This window comes from Sphingobacterium micropteri (assembly GCF_014692515.1).
Taxonomy (GTDB): Bacteria; Bacteroidota; Bacteroidia; order Sphingobacteriales; family Sphingobacteriaceae; genus Sphingobacterium; species Sphingobacterium micropteri.
Genome location: NZ_JACOIK010000002.1, coordinates 24840 through 39137 on the forward strand (window position 1 = coordinate 24840; position 14298 = coordinate 39137).

The 14298-nt window shown below is 46.6% G+C and carries 12 protein-coding genes; all 12 read left to right on the plus strand.

Annotation, left to right across the window (positions count from 1 at the left end; translation table 11 throughout):
* Positions 1-27: 27 nt before the first annotated feature.
* Positions 28-2490, plus strand: coding sequence for a YfhO family protein (locus H8B06_RS02685; protein ID WP_190992742.1), 2463 nt, complete (start codon positions 28-30; stop codon positions 2488-2490).
* Positions 2491-2594: 104 nt separating this feature from the next.
* On the plus strand, positions 2595-3875 hold the full coding sequence (locus H8B06_RS02690; RefSeq protein WP_190992743.1) for a replication-associated recombination protein A: 1281 nt from the start codon (positions 2595-2597) through the stop codon (positions 3873-3875).
* A gap of 401 nt (positions 3876-4276) precedes the next feature.
* A complete protein-coding gene (locus H8B06_RS02695; RefSeq protein ID WP_190992744.1) occupies positions 4277-4828 on the plus strand; it encodes a 3'-5' exonuclease in 552 nt (183 codons plus the stop codon).
* Positions 4829-4848: 20 nt separating this feature from the next.
* The gene (locus H8B06_RS02700; protein ID WP_190992745.1) at positions 4849-5841 is read left to right on the plus strand and encodes a mannose-1-phosphate guanylyltransferase; all 993 of its coding nucleotides are present in this window, start codon (positions 4849-4851) and stop codon (positions 5839-5841) included.
* 140 nt (positions 5842-5981) lie between these two features.
* Complete coding sequence (locus tag H8B06_RS02705) at positions 5982-6761, plus strand: tyrosine-protein phosphatase (protein ID WP_190992746.1); 780 nt, start codon at positions 5982-5984, stop codon at positions 6759-6761.
* 454 nt (positions 6762-7215) lie between these two features.
* Positions 7216-8253 (plus strand): dTDP-glucose 4,6-dehydratase, encoded by a 1038-nt coding sequence (gene rfbB / locus H8B06_RS02710; RefSeq protein WP_190992747.1) that lies wholly within the window; start codon positions 7216-7218, stop codon positions 8251-8253.
* Between the two features lie 198 nt (positions 8254-8451).
* Entirely contained in the window at positions 8452-8802 is a 351-nt protein-coding gene (locus H8B06_RS02715; protein ID WP_190992748.1) for a four helix bundle protein, read from the plus strand.
* Positions 8803-8844: 42 nt separating this feature from the next.
* On the plus strand, positions 8845-10245 hold the full coding sequence (rfbD, locus tag H8B06_RS20875) for a dTDP-4-dehydrorhamnose reductase (RefSeq protein WP_317170832.1): 1401 nt from the start codon (positions 8845-8847) through the stop codon (positions 10243-10245).
* 101 nt (positions 10246-10346) lie between these two features.
* Positions 10347-11213, plus strand: coding sequence for a glucose-1-phosphate thymidylyltransferase RfbA (gene rfbA, locus H8B06_RS02730; RefSeq protein WP_190992749.1), 867 nt, complete (start codon positions 10347-10349; stop codon positions 11211-11213).
* Positions 11214-11225: 12 nt separating this feature from the next.
* Entirely contained in the window at positions 11226-13085 is a 1860-nt protein-coding gene (locus H8B06_RS02735) for an acyltransferase family protein (RefSeq protein ID WP_190992750.1), read from the plus strand.
* Positions 13086-13154: 69 nt separating this feature from the next.
* Positions 13155-13331 carry a hypothetical protein gene (locus tag H8B06_RS02740; RefSeq protein ID WP_190992751.1) on the plus strand — a complete coding sequence of 59 codons (177 nt, stop codon included), beginning with the start codon at positions 13155-13157 and terminating at the stop codon, positions 13329-13331.
* A 9-nt stretch (positions 13332-13340) separates the two neighbouring features.
* Positions 13341-14288 carry an L-histidine N(alpha)-methyltransferase gene (locus tag H8B06_RS02745; protein ID WP_190992752.1) on the plus strand — a complete coding sequence of 316 codons (948 nt, stop codon included), beginning with the start codon at positions 13341-13343 and terminating at the stop codon, positions 14286-14288.
* Positions 14289-14298 lie beyond the last annotated feature (10 nt).

The following is a 14298-nucleotide window of genomic DNA, read 5'->3' on the forward strand; positions in this document are numbered from 1 at the left end:
AATTTAAGAGATATTATAAACAAACATATGAAGCAGTGGTTTAAGGAGAATACAACGCACTTTATCATTATCGCGATATGTATCGCCTTGGTGTTTTTTTATTTTTCACCAATTTTCGGCGGTAAAACGTTGGTTCAGTCGGATGTTGTACAGGCAGTAGGTAGTCAAAAGGAGCTTTTCGATTACAAAGAAAAAGATGGACACGCGCCCAACTGGACAAACGCGATGTTCGGCGGTATGCCGACTTACCAGATCTGGTACGAGCATGCCAACAATATAACCACGTATATTAACAGAGGCATCAGCCGTATTTTCCCGGCACCTACCGACATTGTCCTGCTTTATCTTTTGGGCGGTTATTTCCTGTTTTCGGTATTGCGCATCAAACCCTGGCTGGCTGCCGTTGGTGCCGTAGCGCTGGCGTTTACGTCCTACAACTTTATTTATATAGAGGCCGGCCACCTCAATAAAGCATACGCTATTGCCTATCTAGCACCTATTATCGGTGCGATACTATTGTGTTATCGCGGTAGCAGGCTGTGGGGTCCGGTATTGCTTACCCTGTTCCTTGCGTTGGAAATCCGTGCGAACCACATCCAGATGACCTATTATTTGTTCCTTGCGCTGCTCGTGCTTGTCGGGTTTGAGCTCTATCATACCATTCGGAACAAACAATGGAAGCCTTTTTTGCAAGCGTCCGCATTTCAGCTTGGCGCGGCGGTAATAGCCGTCTTGGTCAATGCATCCGTCCTGTTTCCTACCTATGAATACAGCAAGCTCACGATTCGTGGAAAAGCCAATATCCAGAAAGTAGACGATACCAGCGGAAACGCCAGCGGTCTCGACAAGCAATACGCCTACGAATGGAGCCAAGGGGTGGGTGAAAATATCACATTCCTGATTCCAAATGCCTATGGCGGTCGTAGCGGAGGTGTGTTAGACGGCAAATCGGAAGTAGCCAAAACCATGACTGGTCTCGGCATCCCGGAAGCGCAAGCCGCCCAGTTTGCCGGTCAACTGCCCACCTATTGGGGCGAGAAGATGTTTACCTCCGGTCCTTGGTATTTTGGGGCTGCCGTTATATTCCTGTTTATTCTGGGGTTAGTTATCGTTAAAGACCGCCTAAAATGGTGGATCCTTACCGCGACCATCCTCACGATCTTGTTGGCCTTCGGACGCCATTTTCCGTTAGTGTCCGATCTGTTTTTCGACTATTTCCCGATGTACAATAAGTTTCGGGCGGTCGAGTCGATCCTGATTATCCCGGCGATCCTGATCCCGCTTCTGGCGATTCTGACTGTCAACGAATTGTTTACACGCGCCGATCAGATTCCACAGCTCGATAAGAAAGTCTTGTATACCTTTATCGGGGTAGGCGGGTTCTGTCTACTCATCGCTTTTCTGCCAAGTCTGTTTTTGGATTTCCGAAACAGCCAGCATCAACAGCTGGTTTCGTCGCTGGAGCAGGCGTTTGGGGATAAACAAGCAGCCGGACAGGTAGCTAGCGCATTGGTGAAAGACCGGGCAGCACTCGCTACCGCAGATGCCTACCGATCTTTTTTCATCGTTCTGATTACCTTTGGGCTGATCTGGTTCTATAGCAAGAAGAAACTCAGCATGCCGCTGTTTATCGGTATATTAGGGGTTGTTATCCTTGCCGATCTGTGGTCGGTTGATAAGCGCTATCTCAACGACGACTCCTTCGTGGACAAACGTACCTCCAATACCCGGATTCCCGAGCGGGAAGTGGATCAATTGATTCGGATGGATAAAGATTTGAGTTACCGGGTCATTGATTTAACCACCAATCCGTTTTCCGATGCCCGCGCATCTTTCTATCACAAAAGTCTGGGCGGCTACCATGCCGCTAAGTTGATGCGGTTCCAGGAAGTATTGGAACATCAGTTCAATGGCGCCATGAACGAAGATGTATTGGATATGTTCAATGTGCGCTACCTGATTACGCAAAATGCACAAAACGGTGCTGAACAGATTAAACGTCGAAGTACAGCTGCCGGCAATGCCTGGTTTGTAGACCGCGTGACCTTTGTCAACAGCAACGCCCAGGAGATGCAGGCCATCAGCAGCTTCGATCCGCATAAAGAAGCCTTTGTGCATGAAGAATTTAAGAATAAGCTGAATATCTCCCGTCTGGGAAAATCTGAAAGTGCCGAAATCAAACTGGTGTCGTACCATCCGGATACGTTACAATACGAATATACCTCACCTACTGATGCGTTTGCCGTTTTCTCCGAGGTATTTTATGACAAAGGCTGGAAAGCCTATATCGATGGCGAAGAGGTTCCCATTATCCGGGCAGATTATATTCTCCGCGCATTACAGGTACCCGGCGGAAACCATACCATCTCGTTTGTTTTTGCACCTAAAACCATGCAGGTCAGCAGTATTATTTCGTTGATCGCATCTATTATATTGGTATTGGGCTTTGGGTTTGCTATATGGAGGGGTGTGAGGAAGTTAGAGAGTTAAGAAGTTAGAGGGGTTAAGAAGTTAAGAAGTTAAGAAGTTAGAGAGGTCGATTTTCTAACTTTCTAACCTTCCCTAACTTTCTAACTATTTCCTAACTTTACAAAATGGCAACATCGATACCTTTAGCAGAGCGGATGCGCCCCAAGGGCCTTGCCGATTATATTGGACAGCGGCATATCATCGGCGAAGGCGCTGTCCTTCGGAACGCCGTAGAGCAGAAAAACATACCCTCCATGATCTTTTGGGGGCCGCCGGGTGTTGGTAAAACCAGCCTGGCCCTGCTGATTGCCCGCGAGCTCGGCCGACCGTTTTTCTCGCTGAGCGCCATCCAATCGGGGGTCAAGGATATCCGGGAGGTGATTGACAAAGCCGATAAATTATACCAGTTCAATCAAGAGCAACCGATCCTCTTTATCGATGAGATCCATCGCTTTTCCAAATCGCAACAAGATTCGCTGCTCGGGGCCGTGGAGCGCGGACTGGTGACGCTCATCGGCGCTACCACCGAAAATCCCTCCTTCGAGGTGATTTCCGCCCTGCTCTCCCGTTGCCAGGTGTACGTATTGGAGCATCTCTCCGAGCAGGAATTGACCGCTATTTTGGAGCAGGCTATCGCGCAGGATAGTTATCTGCAGGAGCATCCCGTCCAGATCGAAGAATACGAAGCCTTGTTCCGCCTTTCCGGCGGAGACGCCCGCAAACTGCTCAATGTATTCGAGCTCGTGGTGCATGCTGCCCATGCGCAAAAGCAGCCCATCACCAATGCCTTTGTACTCAAACAAGTGCAGCAGAATATGGCGTTATATGATAAAACCGGTGAGCAGCATTACGATATCATTTCGGCTTTTATCAAGTCTATCCGGGGGAGCGACCCCAATGCGGCGGTGTATTGGCTTGCACGTATGGTAGAAGGGGGAGAAGACCCTTCTTTTATTGCCCGTCGCTTGCTCATCCTCGCATCCGAAGATATCGGCAATGCCAATCCGAACGCCCTGTTGTTAGCCAACAATTGTTTTCAGGCGGTCAACGTGATCGGCTGGCCCGAATCCCGTATTATTTTAGCACAGACCGTAACCTATCTGGCCTCGTCGGCTAAGAGCAATGCCGCCTATGAAGCCATCGGCAAAGCCCAGGCCCTTGTACGGCAAACCGGCGATCTTCCTGTACCGTTACACCTGCGCAACGCCCCAACCAAGTTGATGAAGGAACTGGATTACGGTACAAAATACAAATATGCACACAGCTACCCCGGCAACTTTGTCGAACAGGAGTTCTTTCCAGATAAAATCAGCGGCACCGTGCTCTACGATCCCGGAAACAACACTGCAGAAAATAAGATAAGGGAGTCGCTTCGCGCCAAATGGCGGGAGCGGTATCGCTACTAATTTTCTTTTTTTCCCTCAAAAAAAGAAACAAAAAAACTCGTCGCTTCAGATATTTGAGATAGTGGATAGTACTAAGGATGGATTTCTACAGCCCTCAAATATCTGGATGCGACACCAAAGGTTAATAGGGGATTGTGCAATGGGAAACATAAGCGATCACTATTGACCAACGATTCCGCGGATTAAAACGACCTCGCATTGTTCCGCGGCCAGCTTTACGTAGGATATTCCGTTAAAAACAAAATACTGTTTGAGCGCAGCGAGTTTATTTTGTTTAGGAATAGACAAGTAAAGGTAGCGGAACCATGCAAGTCTTGACTTTTTTGTTTCTTTTTTTGTCAAGAAAAAAAGAAAAAGAGAATGGTTATCTTTGTAAACTTTACAACAAATAATAAAAAAGGATGACCTTTACAGCAATAGATTTTGAACTCGCTACTGCAGCTTACACCAGCGTGTGTGCGGTCGGTATTGTAAAGGTGGAAAACGGTCAGGTTGTCGATCAGTTTCACAGTTTGGTGCGCCCACCGGGCAACCAATACATGTGGCAGACCACGAGAGTGCATGGTATCAAACCGAAAGATACCTTGACTGCGCCGACGTTTTTGGAACTTTTCCCGACGATAGCGCAATACCTTAAAGGTAGCCACATGGTCGCACACAACGAAAAATTTGACAGGGAAGTGCTGATGAAGACGATGAAGCTTTACCAGCTCGATTATAATATTTTGCAGCTTTCACCTACCTGGGAATGTACCAGCGAGATCTATCGGCAAAAAGGATTTAAACGAACCAAGCTGAGCATCTGTTGCCGTATTATGGATATTGAGCTTCACCATCATGATCCCCTGTCCGATGCCATGGCGAGTGCACAGCTTTACCTTAAGCGGGATCAGATTACCCATGCTTTAATAGAAAAGCACTTTCAAACACAAGAACAATCAGAACAACAATAACAACCCGAGATGTAACCATTATGGGAAAAATAGTAAACGTTATCCTATCCGGCGGAGTAGGTTCCAGGCTGTGGCCACTATCGCGGAAGTCGAAACCCAAGCAATATCTGCCTATTTTTAACGAGAAATCCTTGTTTAAACTTACGATAGAGCGAAACCAAGCCGTGTGCGAGCACGTCGTTTTGGTAGGCTCCGTGCAGAATATCGACCTGGCGAAAGAAGATTTGAAAGCGGTGTCACACGATATTATCGTGGAGACCGTACCCCGGAATACAGCCGCTGCGATCGCGTTTGCGGCGCTATCACGCGCGCCGGATGACATCCTGATCGTTACCCCCTCCGACCACCTGATCGAAGGAGACGAGCAGTATTTACAGGCCATCAAGCGCGGGATCGAGTTTGCCAAAGCGGGTGCCCTCGTCACCTTCGGGATAAACCCTACCCGGCCAGAGACGGGTTACGGGTATATTGAATCTGAAGGCAATAATGTGCTGTCCTTTCGGGAAAAACCCAACTACGATACGGCAAAAGATTTCCTGAAAAGCGGGAACTTCCTCTGGAATTCCGGTATATTCTGTTTTAAGGCATCCGCCTATCTGCAGGAGCTGGAACGTTTCGATCCCAAGGTGTACACAGCCTCAAAAGCCGCTTTTGTTGCCGCAAAAGACGGCGTGTTAGACGAGGAGCTGTCGCGCAAGATCCCCTCGAAGAGTGTGGATTACGCTATTATGGAACGGAGTGATAGCATCAATGTCGTGCCATCCTTTTTCCATTGGTCAGATATGGGCTCTTTTGATTCCTTATACGATTATCTCATTTCGAAAGGACATCCACAAGATGAGCATGGCAATATTGTTATTGGGGAAAGCCATAAACATACAGTCTTTCTTGGTGTACAGAACTGTGTAGTCGTTAATACAGCCGATGCGGTTTTGGTTTTGGACAAGGCATTTGCGCAAGATGTGAAACATGTTTACGAGCTATTAGAAAAAGAAAATTCTCCATTAATTTAAATATTTTTAATTAATAGTAGCGTTTAAGTGACAATAATCGTTTCGTATTTTACAATATTGGCTGTATTATTGCAGCGTGATATCGTATATGATAAAGAGAGACGATCACCAGGGGAAATGTGTAAACAAAATTATTAATAATGTCTTTTTGGAAAAATTTATTCAAACGGAATACAAAACAACATGAGTCTATTGGCCGATTAGCATGGATAGGGGTAGATATGCACAACCATATCCTACCGGGTATTGATGACGGTAGCGAGAGCATAGAACAATCCTTGAAACTTATCCAGGGATTAAAAGAATTGGGGATTCAGAAAAGCATAGCTACACCGCACGTGATGCATAGTGTATACGATAACACACCGGCCACCATCAAAGATGCCCATACTAAACTAAAACAAGCCCTTACCGATAGCGGGATGAAGTTTGATCTTCAATATGCTGCGGAATACATGATTGATGATCAATTGGGAACATTAGTCCAGAACGAAAACCTTTGTCCGCTGCCGAATAGACATGTCCTAATCGAAATGTCCTATTTAGCAGAATCCAAAGCACTTTTTCAGACAATTAAAGATATTCAGGAAAAAGGCTACCAACCCATCTTAGCACACCCCGAGCGTTATAACTATTACCACCAGAATTTTAAAGTATATAAAGAAATTAAAGACGCAGGCTGCCTATTACAGCTTAATCTGCTGTCCATTTCCCGTTATTACGGAGAACCCGTGAAATCCATCGCCCTTACGCTGATTAAATCAGGAATGTATGATTTAGTCGGTACCGATATGCACCATGAGAAGCATCTCCATGCCCTTAAAATGGTCGCCGCGAAATACGATACCTTCGATTTGTTGAAAGACAACCCTATAAAAAACGCCACGATATTCGAGGATAGCCAAAAGCTAGCTATTTAGTTTTTTCTTTTTTACCTCAAAAAAGAAACAAAAAAATCGTCACTTCGAATCTTTGAGAAGAGGGATAGTACTAAGAATGAGTTTTTACATGTCTCAAAAATTCGGATGTGACCTTTAGTGTTAATTAGGGGTGGTGCAATAATGTATAGCGTGTTAACGCTTCTTTATCATGATAAAATTATAGAATTCTTTCCATTTCGAAAGCACGTACTAAATAAGGATATAAGATAGCACGGATGTAGACACCTACGCACGCGGCACGCGGGCAATAAGGGCCTTGCATTTTTTCGCGGTCATTTTTCAGAAGGCTATTCCGTTAAAACAGCATGATGTTTGAGCGCAGCGAGTTTCATGCTGTTTAGGAAGAGCGGATGAAAAATAGCGAAAACATGCTCAGCCTTGATTTTTGTCCCCTTTTTATCAAGAAAAAGGGGAAAACAACTATCTTAGTAAAATGAAAAAAACTATTTTCATTACCGGCGGAGCCGGCTTCATCGGCTCCCATGTAGTTCGTGAATTTGTCAACAAATATCCCGATTACCATATCGTCAATGTGGATGCGTTGACCTATGCGGGCAATCTGGAGAACCTGAAAGACGTCGAGCACAAGCCGAATTATACTTTCGTCAAGCAAGACATCTGCGATGCGGCAGGGATATTGGCGTTATTCCAGCGCTACCAGCCCGATGGCGTGATCCATTTGGCGGCCGAGTCGCACGTCGACAGGTCTATTACGTCGCCAACCGATTTTGTCATGACCAATGTGGTGGGTACGGTGAACCTGTTAAATGCTGCACGTGAAACATGGAAAGAACAGCCTGAAGGCAAACGCTTCCATCACGTGTCTACCGATGAGGTGTATGGCACATTGGGGGAGACCGGCCTGTTTACCGAGGACACTCCCTATGATCCGCATTCACCCTATTCTGCGTCCAAGGCCTCTTCCGATCATTTCGTGCGCGCTTACCACGATACCTACGGCCTGCCTATCGTGATCACCAACTGTTCCAATAACTACGGACCTAATCACTTCCCCGAGAAGCTGATTCCACTTTGTATCCTCAACATCCTGCACGATAAACCCCTGCCAATTTACGGTGATGGGAAATACACGCGCGACTGGCTGTTTGTGGTTGATCATGCCCGCGGCATCGACCTCGTTTTCCATGAAGGGAAAAACGGTTCTTCCTATAATATCGGCGGCTTCAACGAATGGCAGAACATCGATCTGGTTCACGAACTGTGCCGGCAAATGGATGAAAAACTCGGTAGGGCGCCCGGTACCGCTGCCCAGCTGATCACCTACGTCAAAGACCGCCCCGGGCACGACTTGCGCTATGCCATCGACGCCACGAAGATCAATACCGAACTTGGCTACGAGCCCTCGGTCACCTTCGAAGAAGGGCTATCGCAAACGATCGATTGGTTTCTGAATAACCAGGCCTGGTTGGAGCGTGTAAACTCGGGGGCGTATAGGGGGTTAGAAAGTTAGAAAGTTAGGGGTGTTAGAAAGTTAGGGGGGTTAGAAAGTTAGGGAGGTTAGGGGGTTAGAAAGTTAGAAAGTTAGGGGTGTTAGAAAGTTAGAAAGTTAGGGGGGTTAGAAAGTTAGGGAGGTTAGGGGGTTAGAAAATGTGGTCAAGTGTGAAAGATAATTTGTATATTCGAGCGTAACCATTTATAATTTCATACCATGATCCGATCACATAAAGATTTAATCGTTTACCAGCTTTCTATGGAACTCGTCATTGATGTATATCGTATAACCGAGGCTTTTCCCAAAGAAGAATTGTATGGTTTGACGGCTCAAATAAAAAGAGCTTGTGTATCTGTTCCATCAAACATTGCCGAGGGAGCTGGGCGCAGGGGAAAAGCAGAATTCACTAGATTTCTTTATATTGCAATGGGGTCTTTAAGCGAAGTTGACACACAGTTGGAGATCGCAGGTAGGCTGTCATTCTTTAAAGCAGATGAAAGTGTTTTTAAGAAAATTAATTTGATAAAAAATATGATTGCAAAATTAATAAAGAGTCTTGGAGAGTAGACGATTAACTTTATAACTTCTTAACTCTCTAACATTATACAAATGAAAATAATAGAAACAAAACTCTCCGGTTGTTTTATCATAGAGCCGGCTATATATGGCGACAGCCGAGGCTATTTCTTTGAAAGCTTTAACGAACGGACCTTTCAGGAACACACCGGAACGACCACACGCTTTGTGCAAGACAACCAATCGTTTTCGACCAAAGGCGTACTCCGTGGTCTGCATGCCCAGCGCGGCGAACAGGCACAAGCCAAGCTGGTGCGCGTATTGCAAGGACGTGTGCTCGATGTCATGGTCGATGCCCGTCCCGATTCTCCTACATTCGGCCAGTACGAAACCGTCGAACTCAGCGCGGAAAACAATCGACAAGTCTTTATTCCCCGCGGGTTCCTGCATGGCTTTGTCGTTCTCTCCGATACCGCCACTTTTTTTTATAAATGCGATAACTTTTATCATAAAGAAGCCGAGTGGGGGGTGCGCTACGACGATCCCACGCTCGCGATCGACTGGCGGCTTTCACAGGAAGAACTGATCATATCCGATAAGGACCAAGCATTGCCTTTCTGGGATGTTATATCTTTTAAAACGCCCCGAATCCTAATCACCGGCGGGAGCGGACAAGTCGGCCGGGCACTGCAAAAGCAGCTGGCAGGCGAAAACTTCGACACCTTCTTTCTGGATAGCAAGCAGCTGCCGCTGGAGCAGACGATGATTATCCACGATATGCTGGGCATGTATGAGCCTGATATCATCATCCACGCTGCCGCCTATACCGCGGTCGATAAAGCCGAAAGTGAACCCGATCGTGCGGATGCTATCAATCACCTGGCCAGCGAAGAAATCGCCCAATACTGCCGTCTGCATGGTGCCAAATTGTTGGCGATTTCGACCGACTACGTCTTCGATGGCCAATCCAGCGAACCGCTGTCCGAAGATGCGCCCACCGGGCCGTTGAATGTTTACGGGTTGACCAAGCTTAAAGGCGAGCAAGCCATACAGAAGTGGGCGCCGGAAAGTATCATCATCCGTACCTCCTGGGTGTATGCCGAGCAAGGCCATAACTTTGTAAACACCATGCTGCGGCTCCTGCGCGAACGCGAAGAAGTGTCCGTCGTGAGCGATCAGATCGGTTCGCCCACCTATGCCGGCGATCTGGCCCAAGCTATCGTCGATATCCTCAAAGCCGACACCTGGCAGCCCGGTATCTACCACTACGCTAACGAAGGTCAAGTGTCGTGGTACGATTTCGCCGTAGCCATCCGCGAGCAGATCGGCGCCAGTTGCCACATCACACCCATCCCGACCGCCCAATACCCCACACCAGCCCAACGCCCCGCTTATTCGCTGTTGGATAAAAGTAAGATAAAGCGTATATTCGGTGTAGATGTTCCCTATTGGAGGGATTCGTTGGGGAAAGTTGTTAGGGAGTTAGGGGGTTAGGAAGTTAGGGAGTTAAGGAGTTAGAAAGTTAAGGAGTTAGACTTTCTAACTCTCTAACCTCATTTAACTCTCTAACCTTATTTAACAAAAAAACACAAAAAATGAAAGGTATTATATTAGCCGGCGGTTCCGGCACCCGTTTACACCCCTTAACCCTTGCCGTGTCCAAGCAGCTGATGCCGGTATACGATAAGCCGATGATCTATTATCCGCTTTCTACATTGATGCTGGCGGGTATCAGCGACATCCTGCTGATTTCCACACCGCAAGATTTGCCGAATTTTCAAAAGCTTCTAGGGGACGGCACGCAGATCGGCTGCCAGATTTCCTATAAAGAGCAACCCAGTCCGGACGGGCTGGCGCAAGCCTTCCTGTTAGGCGAAGACTTTATCGGTCAAGACAAGGTTGCCCTTATTCTGGGCGACAATATCTTCTATGGTTCAGGAATGTCCAAATTATTGCAAGACTGTTCCAATCCGGATGGCGGTGTGGTATTCGCCTATCCGGTACACGATCCAGAAAGATATGGCGTTGTAGCATTCGACGAGCAGAAGAATGTGGTATCCATTGAAGAGAAGCCCACTGTACCCAAATCAAACTACGCCGTTCCGGGACTCTATTTTTATGATAACGGTGTGGTAAATATCGCCAAAAATATAAAGCCCTCTGCAAGAGGAGAATTAGAAATAACCGATATCAATAAAGAATACCTCCGCCAGGGTAAGCTGAAAGTCGGTGTGTTCGACCGGGGCACCGCCTGGCTGGATACCGGTACGATCCAATCCCTCATGCAAGCCGGCCAGTTTATACAAGTCATCGAAGAGCGGCAGGGGATGAAGATCGGTGCTATTGAGGAAGTTGCTTATCGTATGGGCTACATCGATAAACAACAACTACTACGACTTGCAGAACCTTTGGTTAAGTCCGGTTATGGAGAATATTTAAAGCATATTGCCGCAGGCAGATAGCCAGAAAGCCGTATGGATTTCCGATATGATATAGCGTTTCTACGCGCCATTGCCATCCTATCCGTCGTGCTCTACCATCTGGGGCTGCCGCAATTTAGAGATGGCTATATTGGAGTCGATATATTTTTCGTGCTATCTGGTTACCTGATGACCAAGATAATTTTGACACAGATGGATCGAGATAACTTTGGTCTAATCCACTTCTATCGGCGTCGATTGATCCGGATCTTACCCGCTTTATTGGTATTGATTCTATTTTTTTTTATTGTCCTCTACTTCGTGTTGGGGGTAAAGCTTTACGACTTCAGTCGATTTGCACTGTCCAGCAGTATCTTCGTTTCCAATATTTATTATTATTTATCGTCCGGCTATTTTCAGCCCGCTTCCCAACTCAACTTCCTGCTTCATACCTGGTCGTTATCCATCGAATGGCAATTTTATATCCTATATCCACTGTTGCTTATGGGGCTCAGACGGCTAACAAATAATCATGCGCGATACGATCTGTATTTTCTTTGCGGTCTGGCGCTCATATCGATTTGTTGCATGTATTATGCCGCACAAGCCAATCAATCGTTTACCTTTTATATGTTTCATACACGGGCGTGGGAGCTTGTTGCAGGCGGGATCGTGTTTCTGTGCGAGAAATCCTTTCGCGAAAAAATCCCGCAACGTTTGCGGAATGTCATGGCTATCCTTTGTGTCTTTTTACTAATGGTATCGGTAACCGGTTTGTTGAACATGCGATCAGCCGGTTGGCCCTCCCTTTTCACTATAGTTCCGGTATTCGCAACCGGTCTGCTTATTTTGGCACAGTGTAATCTCCGGCTATTCCAATTTTCAGCTGTTAAATTTGTTGCAGATATTTCCTATTCCTGGTATCTGTGGCATTGGCCGCTTATTGTGCTAGGTACCTATTTTTCACTTCCACGCCACTGGTCGTATCTTTTGGCGGTTTTCCTGCTATCTTTTGCATTGGGAGCATTGTCCTATCGATTGGTCGAAATTCGGAGTTTTTTGCGTACACCCAAATGGCTGTTAGTGGCGGCAGTTTCGGTTATAGCGACCACGTTCATGGCCACGCAACTGCCCCTTTATAGATTTTTTCCAAATCCACAAGAAGCCCATCTCGTCGCTTTTCATTATCAATATCCGCGCGAGCGCGCGGCAGCACAATATGGGTTCGGAGAATCCCATCTATTATCACGTTCCCGATTTGAGGACTTTGATACCACGCGCCTTCTCCAATTTTCCAACGACCAACGCAACTATCTCTTGTTGGGCGACTGCCATGCCGGTATGTTTGCCCACACCTTACATCGATTAGCTCGCGAAAACAATGTCAATCTATTGCAAGCGACCGGCGATGATGTCTTTCCCGCACCGGGTGTAAAGCCTATATTTGCAGGCCCCACGGACCTGATGTATTATATTTACGACCGCTATCTTCCCCGATATCACGATAAGATCGATAAAGTCATCTTGTCAGCCAATTACGCCTCCTATAGTAAACACCAACTAGAAGACTACCTCCATGCAATCGAGGAATACTTCGGCGAAAAGGGCATACCGCTGGTATATATTGGACAAACCGAAAGCTATACGGTGGAGTATCCAGCCATAGAAATGCTACACTTGAAATTCGGAATCGACCCAGAGAATTATCTGCAGACCTATCGCGCCCGCGCAAACCAGTTTCTTAAAACATCGAAAATCGCTGACAAATACATAGACGTGTACCACTCCTCCGCGATAAAAAGTACAAACGGAGTCGAAAGCTATATGTACGATGCCGACCATTTCTCCATCTTTGGTACTGCGCAATATAGATCGATTTTCAGCAAAAAAATATTCCGCAGCGACCCCTATTAGCATACCAACGGCTCGTAGAAAACAAAACTTTTTAATACACCAGTTGTTCTTCTAAATAAAACAATTATTATGGGAAGATTATTGCAAATTTCGATGTTAGCCTATGTCACCATGCTTCTGAGTAGCTGTGGTATTGTAGAAGGAATTTTCAAAGCCGGTATGTGGACAGGCTTTCTTATCGTGGGTGCCGTCATTGCGCTTGTTATCTGGATCATCGTAAAAATAGCTGGCGGGGGCAAACGGTAAACAGCGCTTATGGATAAATTAGAAAGCTTCCAGGAAGATGTTTTACACGGGCTGAAAGACTATCCCAAGCGGTTACAGTCAAAATATTTCTATGATGAAAAGGGCGCAGCGTTGTTCCAGCGCATTATGGATATGCCAGCCTACTATCTGACCGCTTGTGAGTTAGAGATTTTTCGTGACAAAACAACGGAACTGGCGGAGGTATTGCGCGTCCAGCAGGAACCATTCGATCTCATCGAGCTTGGGGCCGGCGACGCGATGAAATCCAGTTTCCTGCTCGAACATCTTGTCCGGGAACAGGTAGATTTCACGTATATGCCTATTGATATCTGTGAGCCCGTACTGCTCACGCTTCGTGATCGACTTCAGCAAGATCTTCCCGGTTTGGAGGTCATCCCATGGCACGGCGAAAATCTGGAGATGTTACGCAAAGCTACCGAGCAATCGGATCGCCGCAAGATCGTTTTGTTTCTCGGAAGCAATATCGGCAATATGGAGCTCGACGAGGCACACGGCTTCTGCAGGTCGGTGAGTCGACGGCTGAAAGCAGACGATATGATGTTAATCGGCTTCGATTTGCAAAAAAATCCACATACAGTTCTCGAGGCATACAATGACAAAGAGGGAATTACGGGCGCGTTTAATCTCAATTTGCTCGAACGAATTAACCGGGAGTTGCATGCTGATTTTAACACAACCGCGTTTCAGCATTATCAGGCATACGATCCTATTGATGGCGGTTGCCGCAGCTATTTAGTAAGCCTGACCGATCAAAAGGTACATATCGGCGAAGAATGTATCCCATTTGTGGTCAACGAACCAATTGCCGTCGAAATTTCCCGAAAATATACAACAACTGAAATCGACCGGATGGCTATCGAATGCGGCTTTGCGCCCATAGCGCAGATCGCCGACCGTAAAAATTGGTTTGTAGATGCTATCTGGCACATCAATTAAGAAAGACAGA

What these genes read in the sequence shown, in the direction of transcription:
- H8B06_RS02685 (WP_190992742.1), top strand. Translation starts at nt 28, where the DNA reads ATGAAGCAGTGGTTTAAGGAGAATACAACGCACTTTATCATTATCGCG.
- H8B06_RS02690 (WP_190992743.1), top strand. Translation starts at nt 2,595, where the DNA reads ATGGCAACATCGATACCTTTAGCAGAGCGGATGCGCCCCAAGGGCCTT.
- H8B06_RS02695 (WP_190992744.1), top strand. Translation starts at nt 4,277, where the DNA reads ATGACCTTTACAGCAATAGATTTTGAACTCGCTACTGCAGCTTACACC.
- H8B06_RS02700 (WP_190992745.1), top strand. Translation starts at nt 4,849, where the DNA reads ATGGGAAAAATAGTAAACGTTATCCTATCCGGCGGAGTAGGTTCCAGG.
- H8B06_RS02705 (WP_190992746.1), top strand. Translation starts at nt 5,982, where the DNA reads ATGTCTTTTTGGAAAAATTTATTCAAACGGAATACAAAACAACATGAG.
- rfbB (WP_190992747.1), top strand. Translation starts at nt 7,216, where the DNA reads ATGAAAAAAACTATTTTCATTACCGGCGGAGCCGGCTTCATCGGCTCC.
- H8B06_RS02715 (WP_190992748.1), top strand. Translation starts at nt 8,452, where the DNA reads ATGATCCGATCACATAAAGATTTAATCGTTTACCAGCTTTCTATGGAA.
- rfbD (WP_317170832.1), top strand. Translation starts at nt 8,845, where the DNA reads ATGAAAATAATAGAAACAAAACTCTCCGGTTGTTTTATCATAGAGCCG.
- rfbA (WP_190992749.1), top strand. Translation starts at nt 10,347, where the DNA reads ATGAAAGGTATTATATTAGCCGGCGGTTCCGGCACCCGTTTACACCCC.
- H8B06_RS02735 (WP_190992750.1), top strand. Translation starts at nt 11,226, where the DNA reads ATGGATTTCCGATATGATATAGCGTTTCTACGCGCCATTGCCATCCTA.
- H8B06_RS02740 (WP_190992751.1), top strand. Translation starts at nt 13,155, where the DNA reads ATGGGAAGATTATTGCAAATTTCGATGTTAGCCTATGTCACCATGCTT.
- H8B06_RS02745 (WP_190992752.1), top strand. Translation starts at nt 13,341, where the DNA reads ATGGATAAATTAGAAAGCTTCCAGGAAGATGTTTTACACGGGCTGAAA.